Source organism: Microcystis sp. M53602_WE12, from assembly GCF_030065455.1.
In the GTDB taxonomy this organism is placed as follows: domain Bacteria; phylum Cyanobacteriota; class Cyanobacteriia; order Cyanobacteriales; family Microcystaceae; genus Microcystis; species Microcystis aeruginosa.
Genome location: NZ_JASJFB010000863.1, coordinates 1 through 13,452, shown reverse-complemented (window position 1 = coordinate 13,452; position 13,452 = coordinate 1). Strand labels below are relative to the sequence as shown.

The 13,452-nt window shown below is 39.1% G+C and carries 12 protein-coding genes; 6 read left to right on the top strand and 6 right to left on the bottom strand.

All coding sequences use genetic code 11. The annotated features are described in order from the left end of the window. Positions 1 to 117: 117 nt before the first annotated feature. Positions 118 to 660: a Uma2 family endonuclease gene (locus PX482_RS26305; protein ID WP_012264720.1), complete on the bottom strand. Its 543-nt coding sequence runs from the start codon at positions 658 to 660 to the stop codon at positions 118 to 120. Between PX482_RS26305 and PX482_RS26300 the strand changes: the two genes are divergently transcribed. From PX482_RS26300 to PX482_RS26290, 3 genes are all read left to right on the top strand, one after another. Then, complete coding sequence (locus PX482_RS26300) at positions 659 to 1,618, top strand: enediyne biosynthesis protein UnbU (protein WP_287658811.1); 960 nt, start codon at positions 659 to 661, stop codon at positions 1,616 to 1,618. The two genes, PX482_RS26305 and PX482_RS26300, sit on opposite strands and share 2 nt — an antisense overlap. Before the next feature lie 118 nt (positions 1,619 to 1,736). Next, positions 1,737 to 7,697, top strand: a complete 5,961-nt coding sequence (locus PX482_RS26295; protein WP_288096906.1) for a type I polyketide synthase — start codon at positions 1,737 to 1,739, stop codon at positions 7,695 to 7,697. A gap of 49 nt (positions 7,698 to 7,746) precedes the next feature. After that, positions 7,747 to 8,313, top strand: a complete 567-nt coding sequence (locus tag PX482_RS26290; RefSeq protein ID WP_002762574.1) for a hypothetical protein — start codon at positions 7,747 to 7,749, stop codon at positions 8,311 to 8,313. 130 nt (positions 8,314 to 8,443) lie between these two features. Here the strand turns inward: PX482_RS26290 and PX482_RS26285 are convergent, their stop codons facing one another. Continuing rightward, positions 8,444 to 8,677: a hypothetical protein gene (locus PX482_RS26285; protein WP_002762575.1), complete on the bottom strand. Its 234-nt coding sequence runs from the start codon at positions 8,675 to 8,677 to the stop codon at positions 8,444 to 8,446. Positions 8,678 to 8,700: 23 nt separating this feature from the next. Then, a complete protein-coding gene (locus tag PX482_RS26280) occupies positions 8,701 to 9,642 on the bottom strand; it encodes an RpnC/YadD family protein (RefSeq protein ID WP_288027728.1) in 942 nt (313 codons plus the stop codon). Positions 9,643 to 9,696: 54 nt separating this feature from the next. Here PX482_RS26280 and PX482_RS26275 point away from each other — a divergent pair, with 54 nt between their 5' ends. After that, positions 9,697 to 9,909, top strand: coding sequence for a hypothetical protein (locus tag PX482_RS26275; RefSeq protein WP_002762577.1), 213 nt, complete (start codon positions 9,697 to 9,699; stop codon positions 9,907 to 9,909). After that, entirely contained in the window at positions 9,906 to 10,319 is a 414-nt protein-coding gene (locus PX482_RS26270; RefSeq protein WP_002762578.1) for a type II toxin-antitoxin system VapC family toxin, read from the top strand. The genes PX482_RS26275 and PX482_RS26270 overlap by 4 nt, the downstream gene beginning before the upstream one ends. 12 nt (positions 10,320 to 10,331) lie before the next feature. Here the strand turns inward: PX482_RS26270 and PX482_RS26265 are convergent, their stop codons facing one another. Then, positions 10,332 to 10,715: a hypothetical protein gene (locus PX482_RS26265; protein ID WP_002762579.1), complete on the bottom strand. Its 384-nt coding sequence runs from the start codon at positions 10,713 to 10,715 to the stop codon at positions 10,332 to 10,334. Positions 10,716 to 11,018: 303 nt separating this feature from the next. Here PX482_RS26265 and PX482_RS26260 point away from each other — a divergent pair, with 303 nt between their 5' ends. After that, the gene (locus PX482_RS26260; RefSeq protein WP_002762580.1) at positions 11,019 to 11,450 is read left to right on the top strand and encodes an acyl-CoA thioesterase; all 432 of its coding nucleotides are present in this window, start codon (positions 11,019 to 11,021) and stop codon (positions 11,448 to 11,450) included. Positions 11,451 to 11,644: 194 nt separating this feature from the next. Here PX482_RS26260 and devC read toward each other — a convergent pair whose 3' ends face one another. Next, on the bottom strand, positions 11,645 to 12,808 hold the full coding sequence (devC, locus tag PX482_RS26255; RefSeq protein ID WP_002762582.1) for an ABC transporter permease DevC: 1,164 nt from the start codon (positions 12,806 to 12,808) through the stop codon (positions 11,645 to 11,647). A gap of 16 nt (positions 12,809 to 12,824) precedes the next feature. Continuing rightward, the gene (locus tag PX482_RS26250; RefSeq protein ID WP_288027733.1) at positions 12,825 to 13,313 is read right to left on the bottom strand and encodes an HlyD family efflux transporter periplasmic adaptor subunit; all 489 of its coding nucleotides are present in this window, start codon (positions 13,311 to 13,313) and stop codon (positions 12,825 to 12,827) included. Between the last annotated feature and the right edge of the window lie 139 nt (positions 13,314 to 13,452).

Here is a 13,452-nt window from a genome sequence, read left to right as displayed (position 1 = left end):
CCAAGCTTTTCTGGTCGGAACCCCCTAAGCCGAGTTTTCAAGGTGCTGCGCCGTCCACTTGGTTTTCGAGACTGGCCTTTTAATTCTAACGTAAAGCCAACCTAGAACGGCGGGGTTTCAGACCCAAAATTTCCGATGAATCCCTAAAAATAATTCTAACTGTTGACTCCATAACCAGCCCTGTTCATTCGCTGCAATTTCTTCGTATTTTCCTGCCATCAACTGAAACCCCTTAAATTCTAAACTGGTGAGATCAAACCAAAAATAATTAGGAGTCCGGAAAGTTTCCTGATAAATTTCTTTCTTTAAACCTCTATCAGTTTCTGCCGTTGAATCAGACAAAATCTCGATGATGACCTGGGGATATTTCCCCTCTTCTTCCCACACTACCCAACTTTTACGCGGTTTTCTTGCTACTCCCAAAACCACAAAAAAATCAGGACCCCTAAAATATTCTGATTTTCGTTGATTAGGGCTGTAATAAATAGTCAGATTACCAAAAGCATAGAAATCTTGGCGGTCTTTCCATAATAACTCTAGTGATTGGATCAAAAGCATCAATTGACGCAGATGTAACTCTGTTTCCATAGGGGGTTCATCACTCAGTAAATCACTTTTGGGAAAGATAATTTCCTTTAACTCATCTTCAACAATAACCATGACGACCACTCAATTATTTAATCTTCCCTATTTTAGCTCTTCAGTAGAGCGTTCTACGGTTTCCTATCAACCTAACCGTTTAGCAGGATTACGACGCTTTGCCATAGCGATTACCTTTCTCAATATTTTAGGTCATACTGTCCTCGGATTTGAACAATCTTGGGCGCAACCTCTGGTGGCTTTAGCAACAGGTTACAGCGTAGAATTATTATTAGAAAGCGTTGATGCTGGGGTAAATAGCTTTAAACCTAGATATTTAGGAAGTATCGGTCAGTTTGTCGATTTTCTGCTTTCTGCCCATATTACCTCATTAGCGATCGCTATGTTACTCTATGCTAATGAGCGTTTATTTCCGATTATGTTTGCAGTAGCGGTGGCTATCGGATCTAAAGCAATTTTTCGGTTAAAAGTGGCGGATAAAACCCGTCATTTTCTCAATCCTTCTAATTTTGGTATTAGCGTTACCTTACTCTTATTTCCTTGGATTGGCATCGCGCCCCCCTATCAGTTTACCGAGAATTTAAGCGGTTGGGCAGATTGGATTTTACCCGTCTTAATTGTTTGTACGGGAACGTTTTTAAATGCCCGTTTTACTCGTAAATTGCCTTTAATTGCGGGATGGTTAGGGGCTTTTATCTTACAAGCAATCCTCAGAAGTGCTATCTTTCACACAGCGTTAATCCCCGCCCTATTACCCATGACAGGGGTGGCTTTTGTCCTCTTTACTTTCTATATGGTAACGGATCCGGGAACAACACCAATTAACCCCCGTGAGCAGATAATTTTCGGGGCATCTGTAGCCGTTGCTTATGGCATTTTGATGTCCTTTCATGTTGTTTTTGGGATGTTTTTCGGATTGACACTGGTGTGTTGTTTCAGAGGGTTGATATTAGCGGTTGAACCCTTAAAAGCAAAATTACCCCTAGTACAGGCTTCCGGCATTTTATCAACTCCTTAACCAATATATTATGCGGTTTTTGTGGGCAAAGCCCACCCTACAGCTTTTAGCTACAAACTACAAATGAAAAGGGCGTAAGCCTTACGCCCCTACAGTAACATTCTCCTGGTCATTGACTATGAAAGCTTCTCCTCAAATTGCTATTGTTGGCATGGCTTGTCTTTATCCTGATGCCGATTCTCCACAGGAATTATGGGAAAATGTCCTGTCTCAGCGTCGGGCATTTCGTCGCTTTCCCTCAGAGCGATTATCGTTAAGTGACTACTATTCTCCCGATAAAAGCGCCCCTGATGTCATTTATTCGACTCAAGCTGCCGTTATTGAGGGCTATGAATTCGATCGCATTGCTTATAAAGTGGTGGGGAGTACCTTTCGTTCGGCTGATTTAGCCCACTGGTTAGCGTTAGATATTGCGTCTCAGGCGTTGAATGATGCCGGATTTCCCGACGGAAAGGGGTTAAATAAAGAAACAACCGGGGTTTTACTGGGAAATACTCTCACAGGCGAGTTATCGCGGGCTAATACCCTAAGATTGCGTTGGCCCTATGTGCGTCATAGGGTAGAAGAACAATTATTAAAACAAGGATTATCGGACAAAGAACGGCAAATTTTCTTAAATGAATTAGAAAATCGCTTTAAAGAACCCTTTGAACCGATTGGAGAGGAGTCTTTAGCGGGAAATCTCGCGAATACGATAGCGGGGAGAATTTGTAATTATTTTGACTTAAAAGGGGGCGGATATATCGTCGATGGGGCTTGTAGTTCCTCTTTACTGGCAGTAGCGAATGGTTGTTCGGCTTTAGTCGCTGAAGATTTAGATATCGCTTTAGTCGGGGGTGTGGATATTAGTATGGACCCTTTTGAGTTGGTGGGTTTTGCCAAAACGGGGGCCTTAGCCTCTGGGGAGATGAAAGTGTATGATCAAGGGTCTAATGGGTTTATTCCGGGGGAAGGATGCGGTTTTCTGGTGTTAATGCGTCATGGGGATGCCCTAGCCCAAAATAAACGGATTTATGCTGTTATTCAGGGTTGGGGGATTTCTTCCGATGGCAAAGGGGGAATTACTCGCCCAGAAGTGGAAGGACAGTTATTTGCTTTAAATCGCGCCTATAAACGGGCTGAATTTACGGGGGATACTATAGCTTATTTTGAAGGCCATGGTACGGGAACGGCGGTGGGTGATGGAACCGAATTAGAAGTTTTATCTCGTATTCATCCAGATACGGTAAATAAAGCCGTTATTGGTTCAATTAAAGCGAATATTGGCCATACTAAGGCGGCGGCAGGGATAGCAGGGTTAATTAAGGCGACTATGGCGGTTCATCGTCAAATTTTACCACCAGTGACGGGATGCGATCGCCCTCAGGCTCGGTTAACCGAAGACAAGGCAAGGTTACAGGTATTAAAAGAGGGGCAAATCTGGCCAAATTCCTTACCTTTACGGGCAGGAGTGAGTGCCATGGGTTTTGGGGGCATTAATAGTCATATTATCATAGAGGGATTAAGTCAGATTCGTCGTCACACTTTAACGCCACAGGAACAAAAATTAATCCATTCTCCCCAAGATGCGGAGTTATTCCTATTGAGTGCAAATAGTCAAGAAGACTTACAAGCACAGGTTAATCGGTTATTAAATATTGTTCCTCGCATATCCCAGTCAGAAATGACGGATCTTGCCGTTGAATTAGCGAAAAAGGTAAATCCTCATTTACCCTATCGTCTGGCCATTATTGCATCTTCCCCCGATAGCTTAACCAATCACCTTGTAGGAGCGCAAGGCTTGCACTCGTTGATCCCCCCCGGTCAAAATTTAGATAATATCTTTACCAATCACGAAAAACAGATCAATAAAATAGGTTTTCTCTTTCCGGGGCAATCCGCACCAGTTTATCTTCATGGGGGACTCTGGGAAAGACGTTTTCCTGTGATTAAACAATTATATAACAAGGCTCAGTTAGCCAAGGGTAAGGATAACACGGTGACGAATATTGCTCAACCGGCGATCGTTACGGCTTGCCTAGGGGGGTTACAACTCCTAGAAAACTTAAATATTAAAGCAGATTTAGCCATAGGACACAGTTTAGGGGAATTATGCGCTTTATTTTGGGCAAATGCCTATGATAAGACTCAATTAATTAATCTAGCTAAAATTCGCGGTCAAGCAATGGCACAACTGGGCCACCCAACAGGTAGAATGGCCAGCATTAACGCCGATGCAGAAACGGTTAAAAGTTTATTAAATGGACGTATCGTTGAGATTGCGGGATTAAATTCACCCTATCAGACAATAATCTCAGGAGAGGCCTTAGGGATTAAAGATGTTGTTGAAAAAGCCCAAAATCAAGGCATTAAAACCGTTTATTTGCCTGTCTCCCACGCTTTCCATTCTCCCCTAGTGGCCCCGGCCGTGCAACCCTTAGAAGATTATTTACAAACTTATCCCTTAAATTCCCTGGAAAAAACGGTTATTTCTACCGTAACGGGCGAAAAATTGCCATTAAATACCGACTGGCGCTCGCTTTTATTAGAACAAATGATCTCACCGGTGCGCTTCATCGATGCAGTCAAGTCAGCAGAGAAAGAGGTTGATTTATTCATTGAAGTGGGTTCTGGTTCAATATTAAGCCGTTTAGTGGCAGATATAACGGATATTCCCGTAATTTCTCTCGATAGCAGTAGTGAGTCTTTACAAGGGTTATTGAAAACGGTTGCAGTAATGTTTGTTAATGGTGTCAAGGTTAACTATCAAGGGTTATTTGAAGATAGATTTAGTCGTCCCTTTAATTTAGACTATCAACCCCATTTTATTGGCAATCCATGTGAGATCAAGGCAAAGGGCAAAAGTCAACAGGCAAAAGTAGAGAATATTGATCTTTTATTACCTAATCATAGCCAAAACCTCAAACCTAATACCTCAAACCTGAAACCTCAAACCTCAAAAATTGAAGTTATTCGTCAATTGGTGGCACAAAAAACAGAATTACCCCTAGAAACCATTGAAAATCATCATCGCTTGTTGGCGGATCTGCACCTTAATTCTATCAGTGTCAGTCAATTAGTGATCGAAGCAGCGCGTCAGTTAGACTTATCTCCTCCCCATTCACCGACAGATTATGCCAATGCAACTATTCAGGATCTAGCAGCAGCTTTAGAAGAATTAGGCAAAAATAATTCCCAAATTCCTCAAGAATCAATCCCGATGGGTGTTGATAATTGGCTGCGTGCGTTTACGGTTGAATTAATCGAAAAACCGTTAATTAAATCAGATAAAAAGCAAATAAATCGAGAAAAAGCGGGAAATTGGCATATTATCGCCCATGCTGATCATCCTTTATTACCTAACTTATCTGTTTTACAACCCACCTTAAAGCATGAGCAGGAAAAAGGGATCATTATTTGTTTAAAACCCTATCCTGATGAATCAGAAATTGGTTTGCTTTTAAAAGGAGCAAAATTATCTATAAAAGAGAAAAAACCCTTGATTTTGATTCAACAAGGAGGAGGATATGCGTCCTTTGCGAGAACTTTTTATCTAGAAAATCGTCAAATTCCCACCTGTGTGATTGATATTCCTTTTCATCATCCCAATGCAGTTAATATCATTCTCTCAGAAATCACTGCAACCGATAGCTATACAGAAGTTTATTATGATGAAAACGGAAAACGGTTTGTTCGTCAATTAAACTTGTTAGGGTTAGAAAAAGATACCGATAACCCTAAGCAGAAAAAAGCCCTAAAAAGGTCAAATAAAAGCAAAATCAAGGAGCTTCTTTTGGTGACGGGAGGAGGGAGAGGTATTGCCTCAGAATGTGCCTTATCCTTAGCTAAAGAAAATAAAGCCACCTTAGCGATTTTAGGACGTTCTCAACCTGAAGATAACCGAGAATTAGCCGAAAATTTAGCAAGAATGAAGTCTGCAAACATCCAAGTCCATTATTATTCTTGTGATGTCAGTGATGCTGAGTCAGTTCAGCAAACTATCGCCGAAATTAAGAAAAATTTAGGAGAAATTACGGGAATTTTACACGGTGCAGGGGTTAATACACCGAAATTAATTCAACATCTCGAACCAGAAGATTTCATAGCAACTTTAGCTCCAAAAGTCAAGGGTTTGCAACATATCTTAACGGAAATTAACCCCGATTCTCTCAACTATTTAATCACCTTCGGTTCAATTATTGCCGAGACTGGATTGAAAGGAGAAGCAGACTATGGGTTAGCCAATGAATGGTTAGGGAATATTGTAGGGGAATTTAGTCGAAAATACCCTAATTGTCGCTGTTTAAACCTAGAATGGTCGGTTTGGTCCGGTATTGGCATGGGAGAACGTTTAGGAACAGTTGAAAAGCTAAGAAATGAAGGTATTACCCCTATTTCTCCCGATATTGGCATTAAATACTTACATTTACTTTTAAATCAATCCCTAACCACTGCCTCTGTCATCATCGCCGGGCGTTTTGGTGAACCGCCGACTTTAAGCTTAAAACCGCAAGAATTATCTTTTTTACGCTTTTTAGAGACAAAGAAAGTTCATTACACGGGAATTGAACTGATTACTGAAGCAGAATTATCCTTAGACAATGATCCTTATTTACAAGATCATGTTTATCAAGGAGAATACATTTTCCCCGGTGTCCTGGGGTTAGAAGCGATCGCGCAGGTGGCCACTGCATTACTCCCCACCTTAGCAAGGAAGGAGGATCAAACCCTTAACAAGGGGGAAAACCAAGATCCCCCTTCCGTCCCCCTTAACAAGGGGGAAACTGGAGGATTAAGGTTTGAATCGGTTAAATTTAACCGTCCGATCGTGGTTTCTGCCGATCAACCCTTAAAGATACAAATTGCTACCTTAATCACCGATTCTGGAAAGGTTAAGGCCGTTATTCGCTGTGCCAATACAGGGTTTAGTATCGATCATTTTGAAGCCATCATCAGCCATTCTTCTGTGGGGGTGCCAGACTGTCGTCCATTGATTCCCCCTGTCCCCCTTAAAGAAGGAAAAAATAACCCTCAAATTAACCCAGATAAGGACTTATATGGTCATTTATTGTTCCATAAAGCAAGATTTCAACGAATTAAGGGTTATTCTCATCTCAAAGCAACCGAATGTATTGCAGAAATTAACATTGAGCAAAAAACTGCTTGGTTTAGTCGTTATTTACCTCAATCCCTGATTTTAGGCGATGCAGGGGCAAGAGATGCCGTTATCCATGCTTTACAAGCTTGTGTTCCCCATGCCACTATTTTACCCACTGGCATAGAACGCTTAACGGTATATTCTGTCAATTTAGGCGAAAATCAGTTTGTTTCAGCCAAAGAAAGACTGCATCAAGGAGATACCTTTGTCTATGATCTTGAGGTATTCAATAACGATGGCAATCTCTTAGAAGTGTGGCAAGGATTGGAATTAAAGGTGATTAAACACAGAAATCCTCAAGATCCCTGGATTCCAGCCCTTTTACCCTGTTATTTAGAACGAAAGATCAAGGAGATGATGCCTAATGTCGATTTAACTTTAATTCTCGATCGGGATGCAACGGTAGAAAGACGAGTCAGAAGCGATCGCAGTTTAGGGATGTTAACCTCATCCCCTAGTGTAATTCAGCGTCGGGGGGATGGCAAGCCCGAATTAAGCGATAACGAGACGGTTTCGGTGTCTCATGCCGAAGATTTAACCCTTGTGCTTAAGGGTGCGTCAGGATGCGATCTGGAACCGATTATCCCCCGTGATGTGCAGATGTGGCGCGATTTATTGGGGGAAAATTCCTTTAATTTAGCGGAGGTAATTAGTCAAGAGAATCATGAGGATTTTAATATGGCAGCGACTCGCATTTGGTCTGCTAAAGAAAGTATTAAGAAAGCGGGTTTGAGTCTCGATATCCCGTTAACTTTATCGTCTTTCTCTCAACAATTAACCCCTTTATCCCCTATTTTGTGGTTATCTTCAGGAAAGGATTTAATCATCACTTTACCTGTTTCTTTCCGAGAAATCAAGACAGCTTTCATCTTGGCAATATTTGTCCAAACAGTTCCAGAAAAATCGAACTTACTTCAGACAGAACCAGCAAAGGTTTTCTGATAAAACTTATCCAGTTTTACCCTTTTTTAAACCACAGGAGAACCAAATCATGACTACAGTTCGACAAATTCCCAACCAAAGAAACCCTATTCAACTGATTTCAAATATCATCCGTTCTTTCGTTTATGCGATGAATGGACGCTGGCATAAATTGGGGATGCAAATCTTTATGATAGTGACTATTGCCCACATCTCAGAACATATTATTCAAGCTTATCAATTGTGGGGTTTAGGATGGCCGAGACCAGAATGTTTAGGGTTATTAGGACTCTGGAAACCTTGGTTAATGCGCTCGGAATGGCTACACTATGGACACGCTCTTTTTATGTTATTAGGGTTAGCCATTTTTCGTCCTTCTTTTCATGGAAAAGCTCGTCTTTGGTGGGATTTGGCTTTAGGATTACAATTCTATCATCATTTTGAACACGCTTTACTCTTAGGACAGGCAATTATTGGTCAAAACTTATGGGATTCTCGCGTTCCTATTAGTATTGGACAAATTTGGTTTCCTCGGTTAGAACTGCATCTTTTCTATAACTTAATGGTTCTAATTCCCATGATGATTGCCATGTATTATCATCGTTTTCCACCTATGAATGAGGGGAGATTAGTTTAAATTTTAGCCAAAGTTAAAGAAAGTATTAGGAAAATGGGGGTAAATGAGTATTTACCCTATTCTTCTAGTTAATTGTGCTGAAAAGTTGTCTCTAGTTCTTAAAAAAAGCATGATTGCTCTCCTTCTCATATTATGATAAAGAGTCATTAACTAGCTGTTGAAATTCCCCCAATGAATTAATAGTAATACTGGGGACAAAAAGACCCTCTAAGACAGACACATCCTCAATTTGGTTAATCGTTTCAATCAGGGAATTAGGAATCTCCCCAAAACGACTTTGTAAAGCCAAAATGATATGTTTTTGGTTAGTTAATTTAGCTCCTTCTTCGAGAGCCATTTCTTCTATGGTGCTTAAAAAAGGCATGATTGCTCTCCTCCTCGTATTAATTAAGATAAAGAGTCATTAACTAAATGTTGAAATTCCTCCAATGAATTAATAGTAATACTGGGAACAAAAAGACTCTCTAAGACAGACACATCCTCAATTTGGTTAATCGTTTCAATCAGGGAATTAGGAATCTCCCCAAAACGACTTTGTAAAGCTAAAATAATATACTTTTGGCTAGTTAATTTAGCTCCTTCTTCGAGAGCCATTTCTTCTATGGTGCTTAAAAAAGGCATTTTGTTTTCCTCCTCGTATTGACTGAGTTTTGTTTTAAAGTTAAGTTGAAGTTGCGGGGGTAAGGTCATCATTTTATCAATGAATTTCCCTAGATTGATAATCTCAAACTTGGTTAATCCCCTTTGATATAAACCTCTGACTAAGTTCCACTTCCATTGTTCACGCTCCCTGAGATTATTAGTCGTAGCCTTAGTTTTTAGGTGTGCCATGACTATTATAGCCCAAATATTCTCACTTTGTTCTAAGTCTTCCCATTGATAATCCAATAATTTGACCATTAAAAAATCGACTTTCACTTGACTTCCCCCTAACCCATATTGATAAAAATTAGGTCGCCAAGACCTACTTTCATCCCCTAAAATAGCTAAACTAATAACAGGTTTATGGTACAAATCAAAGGCTCGATAATTATAAATAAACATTCGTTGAGGGAATTTTAGATCATATTGACTTTGGACTTCAATATGAATTAAAAGCCAGATTTCCTGATTATCTAATAACCAAACTTTCAATAATTTATCAGCATAGCGTTGCTCAGTTTCCGCAGCTGCCGTAATTTGTTCTAATTCTTTATCAAGGGAAATAGGGGTTTGATTCCAGTCAATTTCTTGATAAATATTGGGATAAAAGAAGTTTAAGAACTCTGCCAAATAAGTGCTAATCGCTTCTTTCCATGTTTTGTCGTAATTAGCTGTCACCTCAGCCATGCCTTTCCCACCTAATTGCTATATAATAAATAATATCCTAATCTTTCAAAAACAATGGACAATTCTAACCCTACTCCTATCCCCTGCGAAAATAGTGATACTTCTTCCTTAGAAACCGCTAACCACAAACCCTTTTGGAAAGCCATTGTGGAAATTGGTGAAAAAGTTCCCATTGAAGAGTGGAACAAATTACCTAAAGATTTTGCTCGCAATTTTGAACATTATATGTATGGCGCACCCAGAGACGAGGATTACGAAGACGAATGAGAAAGATTTTTTTAGATACTGCTTATCTTCAAGCACTGGTTGACACTCGTGATAGTTTACATCAATCTTCTGTAGCTATTACCGACGAATTAGATATATTTCTATCTGTTACTAGCGAAATGGTGTTAACTGAATTACTCAATGCCTTATCTGGAAGGGGTGGGTATTTAAGGGATGCTGCCCTAGATATTGTAGATAAATTACACCAAGACTCATCAGTAGAAATTATCCCTCAAACCTCTCAGTTATTTACCGAAGCATTGCTATTTTATCGCCAAAGACGAGATAAAAGCTATAGCTTAACAGATTGTGCTTCGATGTTGATTATGAGACAACAAAATATCTCCGATGTTTTAACTTTTGATCGCCATTTTCAACAAGAAGGATTTAATGCACTACTGAGAAATTAGGAGGTAAAATAACTAATTGACTTTTTGAGCTACTTCTGCTAGACAATCAAAGTGACGACCATATTTAACAATAATCGTCATCGATCCTCGATAATCAATTAACCCTGTCATTACCGCTTTAACTGCACCAATTTCTTGATTAACAAATCGTTCCCAATTTTCTCTAGTTGCTGAAAAAATCGGTAAAGATTCATCCATTTCTTCAATCAGTTCTAAACTAACAATCTGACCCTGATCATCCCATTCTGAACAAACAGAAACCCCCTGATGATCACTAAACCAAAGAATTACTTTTCCCAATTTAGTGAACTTTTTACCTAAGTTTTCTTGTTCGTTCCATGTCGTTTGATAGGCAGACCACCATTCTTGAGAAAAACGAGTTAACGGTTGATTCATGAGGTATAATCAGAAAATAAAAAACTTGTGTTTAGTTTACCATTATCAGGATAACCTATGATCATCTTAAAATTCCTACTTTATGCCCCTCAGGGTAAGCGCATCTTAACAATCCTTGACAAAATGAACTTTATATGGGTTGCCTACCCAGAGCGCGGTTTAGACATATTTGAGTAGAATTTGCCATCGCAGTTGTTAAGCAACAATCGACCAAATAAGAGGACAAGCAGCTGACAAAATTGGTCAATTGTCAATAGCGTTCTTTTAAAACCGTTGTTAATCTCGAAAAATCGCTAAATAATCATGATGAAAGCCTACGAATATCATCACATTGTCAGTTTTCAAGAAACCAATTTAGTCGGTAATGTTTATTATGCCAATTATGTGCAATGGCAAGGTCGTTGTCGAGAAATGTTTCTCAAAGATAATGCCCCAGATATTATCACAGAATTATGCCAAGGATTAGCCTTAGTAACGGTTCGAGTATCCTGTGAGTATCTGTCCGAATTATTTGCCTTTGATCATGTTATTATTCGGATGCGTTTAGGAGAGATTAAACAAAACCGAATTACCATGTTATTTGAATATTGGCGAGTGACTGATGAAGGGGAAGAATTAGTGGCAAAAGGGGAACAACAGACGGCCTGTATGCGACGAGAGGATAGTGAAACCAGACCCACTCCAATTCCTGCTCAACTGAAATTAGCTTTAGAAAACTATCACATCCCGATCTAAAAGATAACCCGAGGAATGTGAGATAAAAATAACCGATAAAAAATGACTCTCCTAGACTGGTTATAGCCAATTAGTGGTTTAAATGAGCTTAACCCGAAACTTCCGCCGCTTTCATTTATCCCAGCATGAGCCGACTCCTGTTGAGGCGGCTTGCCTAGATGACCACACTACCCGTAAACCTTTTCAAACATACTCTAAAAAATATCGGCAGGATCGGCATATTGGAGCTTATTAATAGCCGTGGCTCCAGCAATCAAGGACATGAGCAAGGTTAAGCCAAAGACGAATATTGCTCTAGTAGGGGTCATTTCAATGGGAAGTAAGGTGTATTTTTGGGTAAAATAATACTGAATCATCCCTAATAAAAAGCCAGGAATATAACCTAATACTGCAATAATCAGAGCTTGCTGAAAGACGAGCCACAGAAGATAACGATTGTGATATCCCATTGCTTTTAGAGTTGCATATTCTGCTAAGTGTTCTGCAACATTGGTATAAAGAATTTGATAAACAACCACAATCCCGACCACTAATCCTAAAAATACCCCCAAATTAAAAATAAAACCAATAGCTGTACTGGTTGCCCAATAATTTTTTTCAAAGTTAATAAACTCTTGCTTGCTTAATATTTTGACATCTTTCGGCAAATATTTCTTTAACTTTTTGAGTAAGGATTGCCGATCAATATCTGGTTGAAACTTAATTAAGCCAATATCAATGAACCGAGATGAACGATTCTGAAATATTCTTAAAAAGTTAGGGTAGCTCATTAATAAGTTACCATCTGAACCAAAAGATGTACCTAATTCAAAGAGACCAACCACTTCTATTTTTCGATTATTACCAGAATTTCCCACCTCAGTAATAATAGTTTTACCCTTCTGGAAATCTTCAGCAATATTTCCAAACTCTCTACGAGAATTTTGGTCAAATAAGGTGGTATATTTTATCTTTAATTTTTGCCAATTTTCTTTGATTCCCACTGCCTTAAATGCTTGATATCTTAAGTCAATTCCAATGACAAAAATATTACGCCAATAGTTTTTTGTATCGGGATTTTTCCATTGAGCATAGCCTACATAGATTGGACTGACTAATTCCACTTCATTAAAGGATAAGACTTGTAATAGTCTTCGCTCACTAAAACTTTCCATGGCAATTAAGGATGTAGAACGAGGACTAATCAGGAAAGCATCACCTTCTAAACTATTATGTAAATGAACAGCACTCTCAAATAAAGCATCTCGAATTCCCAACTGCATAAAAATAATCACAGTGGAAAAAATAATACCAGATAGTGCAACAATTAAACGAGTTCTTTTATGAGCTAATTGTAACCAAGCAGTAGGAATATTCATCTTCTGAATGAGTTATTTAGTTAGGATGAATGATCACATTAATCTTTAAGTTAGTTAACCGATTAACTTTAGCACTAGAGCGATGATCTAAGCTAATTTTTACCTCGACGACTCTAGCATCTGTATCGACAACAGGATCGGTTCCTAAAACATCTTGTCGTCCCACTTTCCAACCTATTTCTTCCACAGTTCCCTCTAAATCTCCGAGCATTTTATCGGTTTTTATCGTTACAGATTGACCTAATTTAACTCGACTAATATCGGTTTCATACACTTCTGCTGTCACATACATTTTTTGGATATTTCCCAATTCTAAAATCCCTTCATTTTTCACTAATTCTCCAGGAAAAGTATTAATTTTTAAAATTATTCCTGCATGGGGCGCACGCACATAGGATAATTCTAATTCCGCCTGAGCGCGTTCTACATTAGCCTTAGCTGTCATTACTTCATCTTGAGCAATTTGAAGATCAACAGGACGAATTTCCGTAACTGCACTTAACAGGCTCTTCGGGAATTGTTATGCAAATAATTAACTTAAAATAAAATTCGATGAGAGCAACTACGCTCAAAAGTAGCTGAAATCCATATAGGGAAGGACTTAAGGCATCAACAGGTTAATACCAAAAGATAGACAATCGAGT

Bases quoted from the DNA above. Each gene is read 5' to 3' on its own strand.
- PX482_RS26300 (WP_287658811.1), top strand. From the start codon at position 659: ATGACGACCACTCAATTATTTAATCTTCCCTATTTTAGCTCTTCAGTA.
- PX482_RS26305 (WP_012264720.1), bottom strand. From the start codon at position 660: ATGGTTATTGTTGAAGATGAGTTAAAGGAAATTATCTTTCCCAAAAGT.
- PX482_RS26295 (WP_288096906.1), top strand. From the start codon at position 1,737: ATGAAAGCTTCTCCTCAAATTGCTATTGTTGGCATGGCTTGTCTTTAT.
- PX482_RS26290 (WP_002762574.1), top strand. From the start codon at position 7,747: ATGACTACAGTTCGACAAATTCCCAACCAAAGAAACCCTATTCAACTG.
- PX482_RS26285 (WP_002762575.1), bottom strand. From the start codon at position 8,677: ATGCCTTTTTTAAGCACCATAGAAGAAATGGCTCTCGAAGAAGGAGCT.
- PX482_RS26280 (WP_288027728.1), bottom strand. From the start codon at position 9,642: ATGGCTGAGGTGACAGCTAATTACGACAAAACATGGAAAGAAGCGATT.
- PX482_RS26275 (WP_002762577.1), top strand. From the start codon at position 9,697: ATGGACAATTCTAACCCTACTCCTATCCCCTGCGAAAATAGTGATACT.
- PX482_RS26270 (WP_002762578.1), top strand. From the start codon at position 9,906: ATGAGAAAGATTTTTTTAGATACTGCTTATCTTCAAGCACTGGTTGAC.
- PX482_RS26265 (WP_002762579.1), bottom strand. From the start codon at position 10,715: ATGAATCAACCGTTAACTCGTTTTTCTCAAGAATGGTGGTCTGCCTAT.
- PX482_RS26260 (WP_002762580.1), top strand. From the start codon at position 11,019: ATGATGAAAGCCTACGAATATCATCACATTGTCAGTTTTCAAGAAACC.
- devC (WP_002762582.1), bottom strand. From the start codon at position 12,808: ATGAATATTCCTACTGCTTGGTTACAATTAGCTCATAAAAGAACTCGT.